Source organism: Nesiotobacter zosterae (assembly GCF_033843645.1).
In the GTDB taxonomy this organism is placed as follows: domain Bacteria; phylum Pseudomonadota; class Alphaproteobacteria; order Rhizobiales; family Stappiaceae; genus Pseudovibrio; species Pseudovibrio zosterae.
Window position 1 is genome coordinate 266,820 of the sequence record NZ_JAWXVZ010000001.1, and the last position, 17,626, is coordinate 284,445.

16 protein-coding genes are annotated in these 17,626 nt (G+C 54.9%); 7 read left to right on the plus strand and 9 right to left on the minus strand.

Translation table 11 applies throughout. The features are described from left to right. Nucleotides 1-91 precede the first annotated feature (91 nt). Nucleotides 92-982 (plus strand): AraC family transcriptional regulator, encoded by an 891-nt coding sequence (locus Q3Y58_RS01270; protein ID WP_319620663.1) that lies wholly within the window; start codon nucleotides 92-94, stop codon nucleotides 980-982. Here the strand turns inward: Q3Y58_RS01270 and Q3Y58_RS01275 are convergent. The 7 genes from Q3Y58_RS01275 to Q3Y58_RS01305 all read right to left on the minus strand — a co-directional run bounded on the left by Q3Y58_RS01275 (nucleotide 972) and on the right by Q3Y58_RS01305 (nucleotide 7,656). Further along, on the minus strand, nucleotides 972-1,307 hold the full coding sequence (locus Q3Y58_RS01275) for a PTS fructose transporter subunit IIB (protein WP_274217978.1): 336 nt from the start codon (nucleotides 1,305-1,307) through the stop codon (nucleotides 972-974). The genes Q3Y58_RS01270 and Q3Y58_RS01275 overlap by 11 nt on opposite strands. Before the next feature lie 89 nt (nucleotides 1,308-1,396). After that, on the minus strand, nucleotides 1,397-2,074 hold the full coding sequence (locus Q3Y58_RS01280) for a fructose-6-phosphate aldolase (protein WP_319620664.1): 678 nt from the start codon (nucleotides 2,072-2,074) through the stop codon (nucleotides 1,397-1,399). Between the two features lie 19 nt (nucleotides 2,075-2,093). Continuing rightward, complete coding sequence (locus Q3Y58_RS01285) at nucleotides 2,094-2,948, minus strand: SDR family oxidoreductase (RefSeq protein WP_319620665.1); 855 nt, start codon at nucleotides 2,946-2,948, stop codon at nucleotides 2,094-2,096. A 2-nt stretch (nucleotides 2,949-2,950) separates the two neighbouring features. After that, on the minus strand, nucleotides 2,951-3,850 hold the full coding sequence (locus Q3Y58_RS01290) for a [formate-C-acetyltransferase]-activating enzyme (protein ID WP_319620666.1): 900 nt from the start codon (nucleotides 3,848-3,850) through the stop codon (nucleotides 2,951-2,953). Next, entirely contained in the window at nucleotides 3,816-6,116 is a 2,301-nt protein-coding gene (locus tag Q3Y58_RS01295; RefSeq protein WP_319620667.1) for a formate C-acetyltransferase, read from the minus strand. Before Q3Y58_RS01295 ends, Q3Y58_RS01290 begins: the two co-directional genes overlap by 35 nt. A gap of 93 nt (nucleotides 6,117-6,209) precedes the next feature. After that, nucleotides 6,210-6,530, minus strand: coding sequence for a PTS fructose-like transporter subunit IIB (locus tag Q3Y58_RS01300; RefSeq protein ID WP_319620668.1), 321 nt, complete (start codon nucleotides 6,528-6,530; stop codon nucleotides 6,210-6,212). Nucleotides 6,531-6,582: 52 nt separating this feature from the next. Beyond that, nucleotides 6,583-7,656 (minus strand): PTS fructose transporter subunit EIIC, encoded by a 1,074-nt coding sequence (locus Q3Y58_RS01305; protein ID WP_319620669.1) that lies wholly within the window; start codon nucleotides 7,654-7,656, stop codon nucleotides 6,583-6,585. A 451-nt stretch (nucleotides 7,657-8,107) separates the two neighbouring features. Here Q3Y58_RS01305 and ptsP point away from each other — a divergent pair, with 451 nt between their 5' ends. The 3 genes from ptsP (at nucleotide 8,108) to Q3Y58_RS01320 (ending at nucleotide 12,260) form a co-directional block, all read left to right on the plus strand. After that, nucleotides 8,108-10,615 carry a phosphoenolpyruvate--protein phosphotransferase gene (gene ptsP, locus Q3Y58_RS01310; protein WP_319620670.1) on the plus strand — a complete coding sequence of 836 codons (2,508 nt, stop codon included), beginning with the start codon at nucleotides 8,108-8,110 and terminating at the stop codon, nucleotides 10,613-10,615. A 114-nt stretch (nucleotides 10,616-10,729) separates the two neighbouring features. Further along, nucleotides 10,730-11,761: an oxidoreductase gene (locus Q3Y58_RS01315; RefSeq protein ID WP_319620671.1), complete on the plus strand. Its 1,032-nt coding sequence runs from the start codon at nucleotides 10,730-10,732 to the stop codon at nucleotides 11,759-11,761. A 16-nt stretch (nucleotides 11,762-11,777) separates the two neighbouring features. Continuing rightward, complete coding sequence (locus Q3Y58_RS01320) at nucleotides 11,778-12,260, plus strand: heme-degrading domain-containing protein (RefSeq protein ID WP_319620672.1); 483 nt, start codon at nucleotides 11,778-11,780, stop codon at nucleotides 12,258-12,260. A gap of 66 nt (nucleotides 12,261-12,326) precedes the next feature. Here the strand turns inward: Q3Y58_RS01320 and Q3Y58_RS01325 are convergent, their stop codons facing one another. Then, nucleotides 12,327-13,025: a GNAT family N-acetyltransferase gene (locus Q3Y58_RS01325; protein ID WP_319620673.1), complete on the minus strand. Its 699-nt coding sequence runs from the start codon at nucleotides 13,023-13,025 to the stop codon at nucleotides 12,327-12,329. A 101-nt stretch (nucleotides 13,026-13,126) separates the two neighbouring features. Continuing rightward, complete coding sequence (locus Q3Y58_RS01330; RefSeq protein ID WP_319620675.1) at nucleotides 13,127-14,017, minus strand: LysR family transcriptional regulator; 891 nt, start codon at nucleotides 14,015-14,017, stop codon at nucleotides 13,127-13,129. A gap of 151 nt (nucleotides 14,018-14,168) precedes the next feature. On the opposite strand from Q3Y58_RS01330, the gene Q3Y58_RS01335 reads away from it, so the two are divergent. The 3 genes from Q3Y58_RS01335 (at nucleotide 14,169) to Q3Y58_RS01345 (ending at nucleotide 17,606) form a co-directional block, all read left to right on the plus strand. Then, entirely contained in the window at nucleotides 14,169-14,942 is a 774-nt protein-coding gene (locus tag Q3Y58_RS01335; RefSeq protein WP_319620676.1) for an SDR family oxidoreductase, read from the plus strand. 212 nt (nucleotides 14,943-15,154) lie between these two features. Further along, a complete protein-coding gene (locus Q3Y58_RS01340; RefSeq protein ID WP_319620677.1) occupies nucleotides 15,155-16,210 on the plus strand; it encodes an ABC transporter ATP-binding protein in 1,056 nt (351 codons plus the stop codon). Nucleotides 16,211-16,253: 43 nt separating this feature from the next. Next, nucleotides 16,254-17,606, plus strand: a complete 1,353-nt coding sequence (locus Q3Y58_RS01345) for an ABC transporter substrate-binding protein (RefSeq protein WP_319620678.1) — start codon at nucleotides 16,254-16,256, stop codon at nucleotides 17,604-17,606. Nucleotides 17,607-17,626 lie beyond the last annotated feature (20 nt).

Below are 17,626 nucleotides of genomic sequence, written 5' to 3' on the forward strand. Positions count from 1 at the left end.
GTGCAATCAGAAGATACGCATTCAGCCCGCTTTCATCTGAGGCTGCGTCTCTGCTAGAACATCTCTAAGATATTAGAGTGAGTGGGGACCAATGGTGCGAACAGAGCTATCCTCTGGTGATGCCAACCTGACTGAGCGCTTTGAGGGCTATGCGCAAGAGCCGCACAGCATCAGACGCGTTTTTTATGCGGGCAATCTTCCTGCCCCGCCCCCGCTTGCCTATCAGGTTCACTTTCCGCGGCTTGAAATGGTGTTGGACGGGCAGTTGCTCATGGAGGTGGGCAACACGACCGGCGACGACACCCAACATTTGATGACGCGCGGAAGCGCGCTGTACATTCCCGCGGAGAGTTGGAACAAGCCAATCCTCACGCAGCCCGTGGAAACGTTGAGTATCTTGATCGGAAAACAAAGTTTCGGTCTCAGCATCTTGAAGTGGAATGGTGAGAGTTTTGATGCGGCACTGAAGCACAACATCATGCGCCGAGGGCCAAGAACCGGCACGTTTGTTGTGCAAGCGCTTGAAGAACTGAGCTGGCATGTTGAGGATCAGCAGACCGCACGGTTGCTGGTGGCTTCGTTGCTGAGCCACATCAGCGAGCTCACACACAAGGCGCCTGAAATACCGTCAAAGAGCAAGGCTCTGTTTGAAGCGGTTCGCGGCTATCTCGAGCAGCACTACCATGAGCAGCTCACACGGGAGTCTGTTGCTAAACACTTCTACATTTCATCGAACTACCTGTCTCAGCTTTTTGCCAAGGAGGGCAAGGTCAAGTTCAATGAGTATCTGAACCATATTCGCCTGGAGCGGGCCAAATACTTGCTCAAAGAATACGACATGAAGGTGAAGGAGGTGGCCCACCGCTGTGGGTTCGCAGACAGCAACTATTTCTGCCGGATCTTTCGGGCTCAAACCGCACGCTCACCTTCAGAATACAGAACGCAGTACCGCAGCCGGATGAATGCAGAAGCTACAGGCTGATTTTGGTGCCGGGAGGCGCGATCCGCAGCTTCTCCAGCGCATCAAGCACATGGCTTGGGTCTTTCAAAAAAGCACTGATTGTTGAGCGCAGCACACGCGCGTTTTCGAAGCGCTCGTAGCCTTCGATGTTGATATCGGCGACAATCACAACGGCCTCAGCGTCTGCAATCACGCCCGCTGTCAGCGTGTTTTCTGAGCCAAGCGCACCCTGGGTCTCAACGGTGATCGAGTGACCGGCTTTTTTAGCTTTTTTTTCAAGGAGTTCAGCAGCCATGTAAGTATGAGCTACGCCACTCAAACAAGCTGTAACACCGACAATTCTCATAGTTGCGCCCACACACCACAGAAACCCTAGAGATATCATCTCGTAGGGCCTCTGTAATATGCGCTAAATCAAACCGGCGCAACTCTGATTTAGATGACGTCAAGTACTGTTGTGCCTTCCCCGTAGACGCCCTCCCAATCACTTACAAATCCAGCAACGCCGGAATCTGTAAGGGGGTGTACCAGAAGCTGATCAAAAACGTCCGGAGCGATTGTGACGGACTGCGCGCCAGCCTTGGCAATTTCGTGCACTTGCTGAACATTTTTAAACGATGCAGCCAGCACCTTGGCGTCCAGCTGATAAACATCGATCAGATGTGCGATCTCTGCGGCCACTTGCGTCCCATCCGCACAAATGTTGTCGAGGCGGTTTACGTAAGGTGCCAGGAACTCAGCACCTGCGACAGCCGCCATCAACGCCTGCTGAGGGGTCAAAATTGCGGTTGCGGTGATGCGAATGCCCCGTTCCTTCAACGCCTTCATGGCTTTGATACCCTGCGGGGTTACCGGGACCTTGATGATAATGTCCGTGTCGAGTTCACGCATGGCCTGCGCTTCCTCAATCATGACTTCAGCGGTCTTGCCCATCACTTGTGCGTGCAGCATGCGGTCGGGGCCGATGGCCGCCCGAATGTCGCGGATGATATCAGCAAAAGGACGGTTGGCCTTCGCGATGATTGAAGGGTTTGTGGTCACACCAGCAAGCGGGTAGAGGTCAACGGCCTTCTTGATCGCTTCGATGTCTGCAGTGTCGAGCATGTAAATCATGGGAGCCTCATTTAGTCTCTTAGTAGCCGAATTCTCTCAGGCATTTTGTCAAGGCAGCCTTGCTTTCAGTGAAGCGGATGCCATGGGCTGCAAGTTTGGATGTGTCCAGGCGCACATCGCGGGTCTTTGGTGCGGGCGCTGCTTCAAGCAGCTCTGCAAGCCGTTTTTCCTGCCCTAGCTCGTGCAGGATATGCTCCGCAATCTCATGGCGGCTGGCGGGGTTGTGAGCCCCGGTATGGTAGGTGCCATAAGGGATCTCGAAGATTTTCGGGAACTGGTCGATCAGTTCATGCGCATAGGTCAGGCCGCGGAATTCGTTGGGACGCTCCGCCATCTTTGTGCCGTTGATCAGGGCCTGCATTGCATTCCATAGAACATTCGGGTTGATGCTGGTCTGGCGCTCAGGGAGACCAAACAGCCAAGTGAAACGCAGGATCCACATTTCATCGAGGATTTCCCTGAGCTTGCCTTCGGCCTCCAGCTTGTTTTGGCCGTAAACAGTGTCCGGCACTGGCTCGTGCTCTTCTGTATAAGGGCCAGCTTCTTCGTTGCCGTTGAACACCTGCTCAGTGCTGATGAAAACCAGCTTCGCGCCAACCGCCTTACACGCCTTGGCAACGTTCATGGCACCTTCAACGTTCACTTTCCATGCGATCTCAGGATGTTTGTTGCAAAAGTCGGTCACGGCAATTGCAGCGGCATGGATTACGTAGTCAGGCTTCACGGAGCTGAACATGGCGTCCACCATGTCTGCGTTTGTGATGTCCAGCTGCTCAACATCGGTCGCGGTGATATCGAACTGCTCCTGATACTTCTTGATGAAACGGGTTCCAAAAAAGCCGTTTGCGCCTGTAATCAAGATTTTCTTTTTCATGGTCACCCACCAACGTTTACTTTGTAGCCACGCGCTTCAACCAGCGCCTTTATGGCCTCTACTTCATTGTCTGTCGGAACCGGCACATCCTTGAGCTCGTATTCCATCTCAAAGGTCTCGTACTTGTTGGCTCCGAACTGGTGGAACGGCAGCAGGTGGACCTCTTTCAAATCAAATTCACTCAGGTAATCGAGAATGGCCTGAATGTTTTCAGCATGCATCGTGTATCCCGGAATAAGCGGAATGCGTGGCACGACATGGGTTCCCTGCGCAATCAGGCCGCGGAAGTTATCGAGAGAGCGCTGGAGATTGATGCCAGTCGTCTTCTTTGCCGTTTCCGGGTCCATGATCTTGAAGTCATAAAGAACCTCATCGCAGTACTTGCTCATCTCCATCAACAGGGCTGTATTCCCATGGCCCGTCGTTTCAATTGCCGTGTTGTAGCCAAGGCGCTTCAAGCGCTTGAGAAGCTCTATGGCAAAGCGGGCCTGTGTCAGAACTTCGCCGCCAGACAGGGTGACGCCGCCGCCAGACGAGCGGTAGAACACGTCATCCTTTTCAATTTCCTTCAGCAGCTCGTCCATCGTCATGTCGGTGCCCACCAGCTCCAAAGCGCCGCTGGGGCATTCAGCAACATCCCAAGAACACACTTCGCAATGAATGCACTTGGTCTCCCGACGTATGACTTGCGGCTTGGACGATCTGGATTCCGGGTTGGAGCACCAGGGGCAGCTCAGCGGGCACCCCTTGAGGAAAACAACCGTGCGAATGCCTTCGCCATCATTCAGCGAATAACGCTGGATGTTAAACACCCGTCCCGTGGAAGGGGCAGCACCATCGCCGCCGCCCTCCAGACAGTCATTTGGCTTAGAGCTCATGGGCCGTTCTGCGAATGATGTCATCTTGGATTTCCTTGGAGAGCTCGACGAAGAAGGCGCTGTAGCCTGCCACGCGCACCACAAGGCCTGCAAAGTCCTCCGGGCGCTGCTGCGCTTCCCTGAGAGTGTCCGCATTGAGTACGTTGAACTGGATATGCTGCAGCTTCAGCTTCATGAACGCTCGCAGGAAGTCGGCAAGCTTGTTCAGGCCCTGCTCGCCTTCCAGTGTGGAGGGCGTGAACTTCACGTTCAGCAAGCTGCCGTTCGACAGAAGGTAGTTGTCGAGCTTGCTGACGGACTTCAGAACCGCTGTTGGGCCTTTTTGGTCCTTGCCCACCATTGGCGACAAGCCGCCGTCGGCCAGCTGATCACCGCTGTGGCGCCCGTCTGGCGTTGCGCCAACCACGGCGCCCAGCGGTACGTGGGCTGACACGGTGTACGAGCCGGGGGTGAAAATACCACCGCGCGGGTTCGTATATTGCTCCACTTCCTTGCAGTAGAAGCGCAGGATGTCCGAGCCGTATGTATCGACACCGTCAATGTCGTTTCCGTACTTGTCGTAGCGGTTCATCAGGCGGGCGCGGATCTGCTCGCCCTTTTCTCCCTCGAAATTGCTTTCCAGAACTTCGATGAACTCCTTGAAGGTGGCACGCTTTTCGTCGAACACGAATGCCTTCAGCGATGCAAGTGAGTCTGAAAGGTTGGCAATGCCGATGCCCTGAACACCCGAGAAGTTGTAGCGTGCACCGCCGTAGGTGATGTCCTTGCCGTTGTCGATGCAGTCGCTGATGAAGGAGGACAGCAATGGCACGGGGGCCCAGTCCCGGTGTCCGATGTCACAGATGTTGGAACCTTCCGCCATCAGCTTCACATAGTGGCGAATGTCCTGGCGAATTTCGCTCAGCAGCTGATCGAAAGTAACCTCGGTGTTGTCCTTGTTGCGATCCAGCACAAGTTCCATCACCTTCAGCAGATTGAACATGGCAATGTCGTGCAGGCCGTAGGTCTTGCCGGGGATTGAAAGCTCCACGCAGCCGACGACAGAGTAGTCCCGCGCATCTTCCAGCGAGACACCTCGGTTCAAAAAGGCAGGAACGACCACTTCGTCATTGAAGATTTGCGGAATGCCCGTACCCATGCGCACGGTCTCTGCGGTCTTGCGCAGGAACTCGCGATCGATCAACTCGTTCACCCGAACGCCAAGGTTTGGCTGGGGCAGGCGAATGCTCTGATAGGCGTCGAGGCAAAGCGTGGACAGCTCGTTCACCGCGCTTCGACCATTGGCGGTCAAACCGCCGAGTAGAATGGTATAACCCGTCGGGAACCCGGCGAAGAATTTCGCACTGCCTGTTGAGCGCAGCAGCACAACATCGTTGGTCTTTACCCAGAGGCTTTCAAGATACTCCTTCAATGCCTCGGGGCTCTCACCTTTTGCAACAGATGCGCGGTAGAAGGGCAGCATGTATTGGTCAAAGCGGCCCAGAGACAGAGAGCTTGCGTTGGATTCGTATTGCAAGATCACATTCATGTACCAGAACAGCTGAATGGCCTCGAAAAAGTCCTCAGGCTTTTCTGTTGCGATCTTCGCGGAGAGCGCTGCGATCTGTAACAGCTCCTTCGCACGCACGTCGTCGCCGCAGGTGTTTGCCATTTCGCGCGCCAGCGTTTCATAACGACGAATGTGACGGATAGAGGCTTCGAGTAGGGTCACGACTGCCGAAAAGAAGGCATTGTCAGGGTTCTTGACGCTGTGTTCTTTCAACTCGTCCAGCAACGCCCCCAAGCCATTGCCCAGAAGACGTTCAAAGTCGATGATGATGTGCCCTTGCCCTTTGTCGGTTTGGTTCACGCTGAAGATCTTTTGCGCAGTCGCGGCCTTGATCTCCTCAGGAAACTGGCTGTTGATGAAGTCCTTCATGGAGCGCTTGGTCCAATAGGGCAGCAGCTCTTCACGGTAGATCTTCTTGTCTTCCTCGCTGATGTGGAACTGGTCTTGGGGGCGGGTATCAAAGATATCCAGTTCCTTGTCGAGCCAGTAAGGATCCATCTCGGGGGACATGATACCCGCGCGCGGCTTCACGGTGCGATTGCCCGCGATCAGCTCGTCACTGCGGATGGAGATTTCTACATTGTCGAGAATATGTGCGGTCGCGAGAGCCCGGCGCACGAGCGTGTGTTGGCCTTCAGTCTGTTTGTGGCTTTCTGTGTAGAGCAGGGCGCGTTCAAGAGAAATCTCGCGCTTGTCTTTGAAGAGGTCTGCCTTTAGGCGTTCAATTCTTGGAGTGCTCATCAAAAGCTCCGTGGTGGCTTCGCGTTCGGGAAATTTTTTGAGTATTTTTCGGGGGAAGCAGGGAGCCGTAGCTCCCTGCGGGCCGTCTTGGGATCAGGCAGCCTGGTTGATGTGGGCTTCGATCTTGTCCATCACCGCAGCAGCGCGTTTTACTGCATCGCTTACACCGATGCGGACAGTCAGCTTACCTTCAAAGCGCTCTTGACCTTTGATGTCGATGTCCTTGGTGAGGATGACAACATCTGCTGCTGATACGTCTTCAGCGGTCAGTTCGTTTTCGGTGCCAATAGAGCCCTGGGTTTCAACTTTACACCCCCAGCCCTTTGCCTTTGCAGCTTGTTCGATTGCTTCAGCGGCCATGTAGGTGTGGGCTACGCCAGATGGGCATGCAGTTACTGCTACAACGTTGGTCATGATTTTCGCCTTTTGTTTTTAAATGTCGTGTTTGGGTCTGTGCGCTGCTAAATCAGCCGAAGGAGATGTCGAGTTCGCTATCGTCCTCGGCTTCCTTTTTCGACGGTGCTTCCTTGCGCATTGCCTTGAGGGTGTTCACCATCAGGGCGGTGACGACAGCGCCAACAGCCAGGGCAACAATGAAGCCGAAGCGACCATCAACAACAGGGAGCACGATCAGGCCGCCCCAGGCTGCGAAACACTCGACGCCCAGCAGAGCTGCGGTTACAGCACCGCATGCAGTACCAATCATAATGGATGGCAGAACGCGGAGTGGGTCCGCTGCGGCGAAAGGAATAGCGCCTTCGGTGATGCCCACGGTGCCCATCAGGAAGGAGGCGCGGCCAGCTTCCTGCTCAGTAGGTTCATAGAGCTTCTTGTTGATGAACGTGGCAAGGCCCATGCCAATAGAAGGTACAGCCACAGACACGGCGCTGATACCAGCAACGTTGTAGATGCCTTCACCCACGCACATGATCACGAAGGCATAGGCCACCTTGTTGACCGGTCCGCCCATGTCGAAAGCGAGCATCAGGCCCATCACGATTGCAAGAACCACGATGCTGGAATCCTGCATGCCGCGGAGGAATTCGGTCAAGGATGCCGTGGCCATGCCGATGGGCTCACCGATACCCCACACCATGACGCCAGCCGTGATGAAAGTGCCCACGATTGGGATGACGAAGATCGGCATGATGGAGCGCGCAAACGCTGGCACTTTGATCTTCTTGAGATAGTGCACAATGATACCAGCGAGCAGACCGGCGAAGATCGCGCCGAAGAAGCCGGTGTTGTACATGTTCGCGCCAATGAAGGCAGCGATTGCGGCCGGAGCAAGGGCCGAGCGGTCGGCAATTGAATAGCCGATGTAAGCCGCCAAGATTGGCACCATCAGCTGAAAGCCGGCAACACCAATAAAGAACAGGTCATGAAGCCATGTCCCTTCAGCAGGAACAGCACCTTCACCGTACAGCATGACAGATGCTGCAAGCAGAATGCCGCCTGCTACCACGAATGGAATCATGTATGACACACCTGTCATCAGGTGTTGCCTTGTATTTTTCAGGATCAAGATAAGATCATTCATCTGATAATCCTCCCCAGAGAATAAGAACGAATAACGATCGGATGCTTCCAATGGGCCCGACCTCGATGAGGCCTTTGGAAATCGTCGTCAGTATGAGAAATTTTGTGCTATCCAAGTAGAGGACAAAAACACTATTTACTGGATAAATGTTAGATATATGCTGCGGAGAAATATACGAAAAAGACCCTATGTGAAAATGTATATATTACATTTATCGTTTTAAGTATCTGATAAATAATCATAAATAATATGGATATTGTTGATGTGCGATTTTGCCCTCGGAAACATATCTGATATATGTAGTATTTCTGATGAAGGTGAATGAGGTGTGGTATTCTAACGTTTGTCCAGTAAAACGAAGTTTTGTCCAATGGAGCTGCGCGCTGTTCCTCGCTACAGTTCGTTTAACAGCTTGACCCAGAGCTACCCTATTGATTCTGAGGGACACAAAATGAAAACCTTCACCTTTACTTGCGAGTTGCCAAATGGCGTCCATGCCCGCCCGGCAAACCACGTAGAGACGCTGTGCAACAACTTCACCTCTGAAATAAAGTGGACCAACGAGCGCACCGGTATCACTGGCAACGCCAAGAGTGTCCTCTCCTTGATTGGCACCGACACCCTTTACAAAGACAGCTGCACCATCTCCATCGAGGGCGCTGACGAGGGCGAGGCCTATGAAAAGGTCAAGCAATTCATTGATACCGAGTTCGAGCATTGCGACGCGCCTCTGGAGACCGGCGGCGAAGACGCGGGCGAGTTCCTGCCGTTGCCGCGCAACTTTTCCAACTTGCAGGCAGAACATGTTCGGGGGCGCGCTGTAAGTGGCGGTTTCGGACAAGGTGTGCTGGTTCGCGTAGGTGCGGTCAACTTCGACAGCCTGACCGATTTGCCCGCAGCCAAGTCAGCCAAGGAGGAGGAAGCCCAGCTTCAAGTTGGTTTTGAAGCGCTCGCGCGCACCTTCAAAGTTCAGTTGGCAAGTGCGGCGGCAACCGAGGCCGATGTGGTCAAGGCCCACCTGGCTATTGTACGGGATGTGGAGTTCAAGGCCACCCTCGATGGCAATCTGACGGATGGCGCAAGCGCAGCTGAGGCAGTCATTGCAACGGCAAAGCACTACAGCGCGCAGCTTCAAAACTCCGCCAGCGCTTACATGCGCGAGCGTGAGCTGGATATTCGCGATGTATGCTTCCAGTTGCTTCAGGCGATCTATGGCGAAGAAAAGTTCTCCAATCAGCTGACGCTCAAAGGGCCAACGGTTTGTGTGGCGGACGATCTGACCCCAAGCCAATTTCTTGAGCTGGACAAAAGCCTGCTGAAGGGGCTGATCCTGACCCGCGGCGGCAGCACGTCACACACCGTCATTTTGGCGCGCTCTTTTGCGATCCCAACTCTGGTTGGTGTCGATGAAGCCGAGCTCGGCGACAAACTCGGCGCGCAGGTTCTTGTCGATGGTGATCTCGGCCTGGTCGTCACCGACATCACTGAGCCGGTAGCGCGCTATTACGAGCAGGAGCAGCGTGTTCAGGACGCCGTAAAAGACCGTCAGGCCGCGTTTAGAGATCAGAAGGGTATGACGGCAGATGGCAAGCCGGTGGAATTGGCGGCAAACATCGCACATTCCATCGAAGCCTTCCCGGCCTTCAAGAACGGCGCGGAAGCCATCGGTCTGTTCCGAACCGAGATGCTGTATATGGACCGCACGTCCGCCCCGGATGAAGATGAGCTCTACAACATCTACTGTCAGGCTATCGAAGCGGCGGAAGGCAAGTCCATCATCATCCGAACCATCGACATTGGTGGCGATAAGCCCGTCGACTATCTGAAGATCCCTGCGGAAAACAACCCGTTCCTCGGTTACCGTGCCGTTCGTATCTACGAAGAGTTCAGCGACTTGTTTAAGGAACAGCTGCGCTCGATCCTCCGCGCTTCTGCTCATGGTTCCTTGAAGATCATGATCCCGATGATCTCTTCCTTGGAAGAAATCCTTTGGGTCAAGGACGTTCTGGCAGAAATTCGTCAGGATCTTCGCAAAGAACACATTCCGTTCGACGAGAAAATTCCGTTGGGCATCATGGTCGAAGTCCCATCCGTGGCCTTCATCATCGATCAGTGCTGCGAAGAAGTGGATTTTTTCAGCATCGGTAGCAACGACCTCACTCAGTACCTGATGGCCGTTGACCGGGATAATGCAAAGGTGACCAAGCACTACAACAGCTTGAACCCTGCGTTCTTGCGTACCCTTGATCACATCGTCAGTTCCGTCCACCGCCACGGCAAGTGGGTTGGCCTCTGCGGTGAACTTGGTGCGAAAGGCTCTGTTCTGCCTCTGCTCATCGGCATGGGTCTTGATGAAATCAGCATGAGTGCTCCCAGCATTCCGGCCACCAAAGAGCGTGTCTCCAAGCTCGACAGTCGCGAATGCCGCATCCTGCTCAACAAGGCCATGGAATGCCGGACCTCCCTGGAGGTGGAACATCTTCTCGCCCAGTTCCGCATGGAACAGTCTGATGCGCCTCTCGTCTCCCAAGAGTGCATCACGCTGGATGTCGACCTGCGCTCCAAGGAAGAGGTTATCAAGACGCTATCTGATAACCTCTTCCTCGCTGGACGCTGCCGATACCGCGACAAGCTGGCAGATGATTTGTGGGCGCGCGAGGATGTGTTCTCAACTGGCCTTGGCTTCGGTTTCGCGATCCCGCATACCAAGTCTGAACATATCGAACAGTCAGCGATCAGCGTTTCCCGTCTGGCACAGCCAATCCAGTGGGGTGATGAGGAAGCTCAGTTCATCATCATGTTGACGCTGAACAAGCATGCCGCCGGTGACCAGCACATGAAGATCTTCTCAAAGCTGGCCCGCCGGATCATGCAGGAAGAGTTCCGCAAAAAGCTCATGAACGCGGGATCTGTCGCCGACGTGGAAGCAACCTTGAAGAAAGAATTGGAACTTTCCTGACCGCGACACTCTGATGGTGACCCTGCACCTCCCACAGGGCACCATTCCTCCCTGGCAGCCCGGCTCCTCCGCGCCGGGTTGCCGCTTTTCTTTTTGGGAGCAGCAGGGAAAGCTATGACCGCGATAAAGACAGCACTAGTGGGCTTTGGTATTTCCGGGCAGTCATTTCAGGCACCGATTATCGAGGCCCTGAAAGAGTTTGAACTGACAAGCGTCGTCTCCAGCAACCCGGCGAAGGTAAAGGGCCAGCTGCCGGATGCGGCTGTCTACGCTTCCCTTGAGGAGCTGCTTGAAAAGGGCGATGAGGAGCTGGTGGTCATCGCAACCCCGAATGAACTCCATGGCCCGTTTGCAGAAAAGGCCTTGCGCGCAGGCAAGCATGTGGTGGTGGAAAAGCCGTTCACCATTGAAAGTGCAGAGGGCGAACGCATTGCGGCTCTGGCGCAGGAGTTGGGCCAGAAGCTTAGCATCTATCACAGCCGCCGTTTTGATGGGGACTACCTCACCATCAAGAGGTTGATGAATGAGGGTCAGCTGGGCACCGTCCATACCTTGTTTTCAAGCTACAACCGGTTTCGCCCAGAGGTGAAGGTGCGTTGGCGCGAGCAGGACATACCAGGCGCTGGCATTCTTTATGATCTTGGATCTCATTTGATCGATCAGGCTGTATCCCTCTTTGGCGTGCCGCAAGCGGTTACGGCCAAGCTGCGCAAGCAGCGTCCGGGTGCTCAGGCCGTTGATCACTTTCACATCTGCCTTGCCTACGAGGCCTGTGATGTAATCGTCCACGGCAATAACCTCAGCACCGCCGAGGGCCCGCGCTTTCAGGTGTTTGGCACCAAAGGGGCCTTCATCAAATACGGCATGGACACGCAAGAAGACTTGTTGCGGGAGCTTAAAGGTCCGGGCTCGAACGGGTGGGGCGAAGACCCGCAAGCTCGGTGGGGAGAGTTCACTGATTCTGAAGGCAAAACAGTCTCCGTGCCAACGGAGCGTGGCGGCTATGAACAGTTCTATCTGGAAATGGCTGCGGCAATTCGCAGCGATGCCCCGGTGCCTGTGAAGCCAAGACAAGCCATAGCCACCATCAAGATCATCGAGGCTGCCTACGAAAGCAGCGCCTCAAACAGAACCGTATTTCTATAGTCTATCGAGGCTCGACATGTCAGAACTTCTGCACACCCTGCTTGAACAGGAAAGCCGACTTCAGTTCACCTGGTTTTCTCATGATCGGGCTTGGGATCTGGGCTGTGCCCTTAAAGCCGCTGCGGAAGAACGCGGGGCGAGTGTGGCAATCGATATCACGATGAACGGCTTGACCCTGTTCTCATTTGTCATGTCTGGCGCGCGTGGTGACAATCTGGAATGGGTGCGGCGCAAGAAGAACTCAGTGGACCGTTATCATCACAGCACCTGGTACCTTGGCAACTATTATAAGGCCAAGGGAAAGAGCATGTACGACGGCTCTGGCGTCGATCCAAAAGATTTTGCATCCCATGGTGGCAGTTTCCCTTTGATCATTCGTGATGTAGGGGTAGTTGGATCAATCACGGTTTCCGGTCTGCCACAGGAACAAGATCACCAACTCATTGTAGACGTGCTCTTTGAGTTCCTTGATGAGGATGAAAAGGCTCTGACCGACTAAGAGGGCCTTTCATAGCCAGCGCTCCCTCGTTCGTTCGCCTGTACGAGGGGGCGCAAAGCTTTCCATTTACCGAGCAAGTCGCAAAGGATTGATCTGGCGGCCATCGGCGTCAAAGTTCTCCTCGCGAAGCCATATCTCCAATCCGGCTTTGATGTGCGGCCATTCTCCATCCAGTATGGAGAACCATGCCGTGTCGCGATTGCATCCCTTCACCACCCTGTCTTGCCGGAAAATGCCCTCGAATGTGAAGCCAAGGCGTTCTGCAGCGGCGCGAGACTTCTCGTTGAGAGCGTGGCACTTCCATTCATATCGCCGGTACTTGAGATCTTCAAAAACGTGCCGCATCATCAGGTACATGGCTTCCGTCGCCAGCGCCGTTCGCTGGAGTTGGCTGGAAAAGTGCAGGTTCCCAACCTCAATGGAGCCGTGGGCTGGATCTATGCGCAGATAGCTTGCAACGCCCACGGCTGCCCCGCTACGGCGATCAAGGATCGCATAAAACAGCGCGTTTTGATCCCGGGTTGCTGCTGCGAGCCAGCGATCAAACGCCTCCCGTCCGTCAAAGGGGCCGATGGCAAGGTACGTCCAGTTGGCCTCGCTGCCTTTTGCGCAAAGCGCGGCAAAAAGATCGTCACCGTGCAGAGCGGGGTCCAAGCGGTTCAGGATGACACAGGGCCCTTCAAGTGTACTGGCCTCTGGCTTTTGGGTGCCTTTCCAGTCAGGCAAGTGCGGGCCAATGGGTTGGCCATGTTCGTTCAGCTGCATTCTGCTATCCTGCTGAGTAAGGTTGATGCTGGCAGCCTAGCGAAAATGTGGATCTCTAAAATATCCAATTCAACATAAATTATAGTACCAGTTAGCCTGTCTCAGAGGTGAGCCTTCAGGAAATCCAGAACAGCCCGCGTCTTGGCGGGCAGGTAGGAGCGGCTAGGATAGAGTGCGTAGGCCGCTGTATCGAACTCCGTCGCCGTTACTTCATGGTCTTCAAAAAGACGCACCAGACTTCCGGATTTCAAATCGCCGTCGACCAACCAGTCAGCGAGCAGAGCTGGCCCCAACCCATGTCGCGCTGCTTCACGTACGGCCAGAGGGCTTGAAATGAGCAGTTTTCCATCGACGGAAATTTCCCTCAAATTGCCATCCTTACCTCTAAAGCGCCAAACATGCGGTACGCGTGGCAACGCATATCTCAAGCAATTGGCCTCATTGAGATCCTCTGGGGTCGCAAGGGGAGGGCTGGTTTTCAGGAAATCTGGAGAAACACAAATATAATAATGGGTTGTGCGCAATCTGGTGCTGATCAGCTCCCCCTCTGGAGCAGGCGTAAGACGGATTGCAAGGTCAATCCCGTTCTCTACCAAGTCCAGATTGCTGTCGGATAATTGCAGTTCAACGATCAGATTGGGCAGTTGCGCCTGCAGCTTGTGTAGCAACGGCACAATACATTCGCTCCCAAACGCAATGCTCGCTGTAAGACGCAATGTTCCCGTCGGATTTTGTCGGAATGCCGCCGCCTCCTCGTGGGCCAGCTCCATCTCATCCAGCAAGGGCCCGATGCGTTCCAGGTAGCGCGCCCCTTCTTCCGTGGGGGTCAGGCGACGGGTGGAGCGTTGAAACAAGCGCAAACCAAGCTGTTCCTCAATACCCGCCACACTGCGAGAGATGGAGGATGGGTCTACATTCCTCAGTCGAGCAACGCGCGCAAAACTGCCATGTGTTGCGACAAGCGCAGCGATCTTCAAAGCATCAAGGTCCATTCGTGCAAACTACGCAGGAATGTAATGCAAGACTAGAGGTTTTTAGCGGTCTGCGCATGAAATAAAACCTCGAAAGCGGCGCACGGTTTGTCTAAGTACTACAACTAGGCCGTGTTGGCATTGTCTCGCAGGATGAACAACGGAGTGTGAAATGAGTGCAGTTGAAGGCAAGCGCGTTATCATTACTGGCGCCAGCCGGGGAATTGGTGAAGCAGCGGCCCGCCTTTTGGCGGAGCAGGGCGCAAAGGTCGTGCTGGCCGCGCGCGGTGGTGAAGCGATCAAGAAAATTGCGGAAGAAATCGTGGCAGCTGGGGGCGAAGCCTCTGCATTTCCATGCGATGTCAGCTCCTACACCGCCGTTGCTGCGCTCGTTAAGCACACGGTAGACACCTTCGGCGGTGTCGATGTTCTGGTGAACAATGCGGGCGTCATTGAGCCGATTGCACCTCTCATTGAAAGTGATCCGGAAGAGTGGGCAAAGGTTGTCGATATCAACATCAAGGGTGTTTACTACGGCATGCGCGCAGCGGCCCCAGAAATGCTGAAAGTCGGCGGAGGCACAATCATCAATATCAGCTCAGGGGCAGCCTATGCGCCACTAGATGGTTGGAGCCAATACTGCACAACCAAGGCAGGCGCGCTCATGCTGACCCGCTCTGGTCACAAGGAATTGGGCGACAAGGGCATCCGCGTCGTGGGTCTGTCGCCGGGAACTGTTGCAACGGAAATGCAGGTGGCCATCAAGTCCTCCGGCATCAATCCGGTAAGCAAGCTCGACTTCTCGGTCCACATTCCAGCGGAGTGGGTGGCCAAGACAATTGCCTTCCTCATGGGGCCGGGCGGTGATGAGTATCTCGGCAGCGACTTTTCGTTGAAGACCAATGAAGGCCGCATGGCTGTTGGCCTTCCCGGGCTTGATGGATAATACCTAGTGATGCACGGATTAGGTGAAGAGCGTCAACCATTTGGCGCTCTTCACCTTTTAATCACACTGGTTTTACTGTACCCATTGAAGCACTCTAAAATAGTCTGGGCACCCATAGGGGTTTTGCCATGAAACGGGGTGCAAAGAGGATCGGTGCAGGTGTTCGCGTGTCGCCAGTTTGAACGACAGATCTCAGGGCTCGGGAGGTGCGTGTGACGCAGCTACGGCTCACCGACCTTTCCAAGGAATTTTCCGATCAAGTTGCCGTTCGCGCCGTGAACCTCTCCATTAAAGCGGCAGAGTTCATTGTGCTCCTCGGCCCCTCTGGTTGTGGCAAGACCACCACCTTGCGCATGATTGGCGGCCTGGAAACGCCGAGCGCAGGCGCCATCCTGTTCGATGGGGAAGACATGACCAGCGTCCCGGTGCAGCACCGCCACGTGGGGCTGGTGTCGCAGCGCTTCAACTTGTTCCCGCACATGCGTGTTTACGACAATGTTGCCTTTGGCTTGTCGGTGCGCGGTGTCCCCGCCTCAAAGATCAAGGAGCAAGTACACCACATGCTGGAGGCCGTGCAGCTTTCAGAGTATGCGGACCGTTTTCCCTCCCAACTTTCGGGCGGACAAATGCAGCGTGTGGCCATTGCGCGTACGTTGGTCACTTGTCCCAAGGTGCTCCTTTTGGATGAGCCCTTTGCCAGCTTGGACACGTCCTTGCGTACCGAGATGCGCAGCTTTTTAAAGCAGCTGCAGCGCGACTTGGGCATGACCACGGTGCTGGTGACCCATGATCAAGTGGAGGCCATGGATTTGGCAGACCGGATCGCCGTGATGTTTGACGGCGAGCTGGCCCAGCTTGGAACGCCGCAACAGGTTTACCATCACCCGAAATCGGAGCGCGTCGCGCGCTTCATGGGGCATTCGAATATCTTTGAATGCACAGTGCTCGCGGAAGAAAAGATTGAAACGCCATTCGGCCCTCTGGACGCCAGCACAAATGGAGCTGCAGCCGGGCGGAGCAGAGCCATGGTGCGCTATGAAGCCATTGAACTGGCCGAACCTTCAGACCACTCTTCGGCGCAATGCCAGATCAACAGGCTGTCCGGCACCGTAGAGACCGTCGAATTCTTGGGGGCTGTAACACGCTGCGCCGTACAAGTTGGCGCTCACCGTCTTGTCATGGACCAGCCCTCCACCAGGGTTCTGGAAGTGGGGCAACCCGTCAATTTGCAAATTCATCGGGATCACATTGGAGTTTTGTCTAGGTAAGGGTGCTTGGGACACCTTCAGACAACAATCATGGGGAGTATCAATGAAGAACTTGAAGAAAATCGGATGGAGCGCCGTGCTTCTGACCGCGCTGCTGGGCACCACGACCGCGCACGCAATGGATGACGCCGAGTTCCGGTCTCAGTTTCTCTCCGGCTCGATGGACTGGAGCGAGGTGACAAAGCGGGCGCAGGACGAAGGCACCGTAAACTTCTACTACTGGGGTGGCAGCGATATCATCAATCTCTGGATTGATCAGGTAGCCAAGCCTGCTCTGGCCGAAGAAGGCGTCACCCTCAATCCGGTGCGCATCACCGCCACCAAGGATACTGTTGACGTGATCCTTGCTCAGCTTGCTTCTGGCAAAGGCGAGGGAGAGGGCTCCGTGGACATGCTATGGGTCAACGGCGAGAATTTCTTCACGCTCAAGCAACAAGGTGCGCTTTGGGGCAGCTTTGCAGACAAGCTTCCAAACTCCGTGAACTTCGAATGGGACAACGCTGACCCGCGCGCGCAGCTCAACCTCAGCGATTTTGGCACGGCGACTGACCGCATGGAGATGCCATGGTCCGGCGAGCAGTATGTCTGTGCCGTCGACCGCGCTCATGTATCTCAAGAGGAAACCCCTGCCACCTTCGAAGATCTGAAGGCGTATCTGGAACAGAACCCGGGCAAGTTCGCCTATGTGAAGCCGCCGCATTATCTGGGCAACACATTTGTGCAGTCCGTGCTTTATGCGCACAATCCGGAGGGCACGGGTGCCGAGCCGTTCCAGCTCTCGCTTGAGGAGCTTGGTGCAGACAAGCTTGCAACGCTGATCGAGCCGGGCTTCGCATACCTGAAGGAAATCGAACCACTCCTTTTGGGTGGGCCGCAGGGCAACCCACGCTATCCAGAGGGCCCCTCCGAGCTGGACAATCTGTTCCTGAACTCCGAGGTGCACTTCAACTGCAAGTTCGGTCTTTATGGTGTCTATGCGGGTTTGATTACCGGCACTTACCCGGAAACAGCGGAGGAAATGATTTTCCCAGCGGGCAACATGATCAAGAACAAGAGCTATCTTGCCATTCCGCTTAACAGTCCGAACTCGGCTGCGGCCTTGGTCGCAATCAACTACTTCTCTTCCGTTGCCTCTCAAGCTGCCATGATGAAACAGGCAGGCATGCCGGCTGGGCTGGATACCTGGAAGCTTACAGAAGCGGATCAAGCCATCATCAATGAAGCCGCCCCGCCGCACTACGGTGTGACGCAGGCAGAGTTTGACGCCAACATCGCGCCAGACACCAACGCCAGCCTCGTGGACGTCATTGAAGGCACATGGCTTGAGGTGATCGAGCGCGGGTCGGACAAGCCAATCAAGGATGTGGTGGCCGAAGTGGTCGCCAATCTGAAGTAAACAAGAGGAGAGGGCGAGCA

Bases quoted from the DNA above. Each gene is read 5' to 3' on its own strand.
- Q3Y58_RS01325 (WP_319620673.1), bottom strand. From the start codon at position 13,025: ATGCAGCTGAACGAACATGGCCAACCCATTGGCCCGCACTTGCCTGAC.
- Q3Y58_RS01295 (WP_319620667.1), bottom strand. From the start codon at position 6,116: ATGAGCACTCCAAGAATTGAACGCCTAAAGGCAGACCTCTTCAAAGAC.
- Q3Y58_RS01345 (WP_319620678.1), top strand. From the start codon at position 16,254: ATGAAGAACTTGAAGAAAATCGGATGGAGCGCCGTGCTTCTGACCGCG.
- Q3Y58_RS01275 (WP_274217978.1), bottom strand. From the start codon at position 1,307: ATGAGAATTGTCGGTGTTACAGCTTGTTTGAGTGGCGTAGCTCATACT.
- Q3Y58_RS01300 (WP_319620668.1), bottom strand. From the start codon at position 6,530: ATGACCAACGTTGTAGCAGTAACTGCATGCCCATCTGGCGTAGCCCAC.
- Q3Y58_RS01285 (WP_319620665.1), bottom strand. From the start codon at position 2,948: ATGAAAAAGAAAATCTTGATTACAGGCGCAAACGGCTTTTTTGGAACC.
- Q3Y58_RS01280 (WP_319620664.1), bottom strand. From the start codon at position 2,074: ATGATTTACATGCTCGACACTGCAGACATCGAAGCGATCAAGAAGGCC.
- Q3Y58_RS01270 (WP_319620663.1), top strand. From the start codon at position 92: ATGGTGCGAACAGAGCTATCCTCTGGTGATGCCAACCTGACTGAGCGC.
- ptsP (WP_319620670.1), top strand. From the start codon at position 8,108: ATGAAAACCTTCACCTTTACTTGCGAGTTGCCAAATGGCGTCCATGCC.
- Q3Y58_RS01315 (WP_319620671.1), top strand. From the start codon at position 10,730: ATGACCGCGATAAAGACAGCACTAGTGGGCTTTGGTATTTCCGGGCAG.
- Q3Y58_RS01335 (WP_319620676.1), top strand. From the start codon at position 14,169: ATGAGTGCAGTTGAAGGCAAGCGCGTTATCATTACTGGCGCCAGCCGG.
- Q3Y58_RS01330 (WP_319620675.1), bottom strand. From the start codon at position 14,017: ATGGACCTTGATGCTTTGAAGATCGCTGCGCTTGTCGCAACACATGGC.
- Q3Y58_RS01290 (WP_319620666.1), bottom strand. From the start codon at position 3,850: ATGACATCATTCGCAGAACGGCCCATGAGCTCTAAGCCAAATGACTGT.
- Q3Y58_RS01305 (WP_319620669.1), bottom strand. From the start codon at position 7,656: ATGAATGATCTTATCTTGATCCTGAAAAATACAAGGCAACACCTGATG.
- Q3Y58_RS01320 (WP_319620672.1), top strand. From the start codon at position 11,778: ATGTCAGAACTTCTGCACACCCTGCTTGAACAGGAAAGCCGACTTCAG.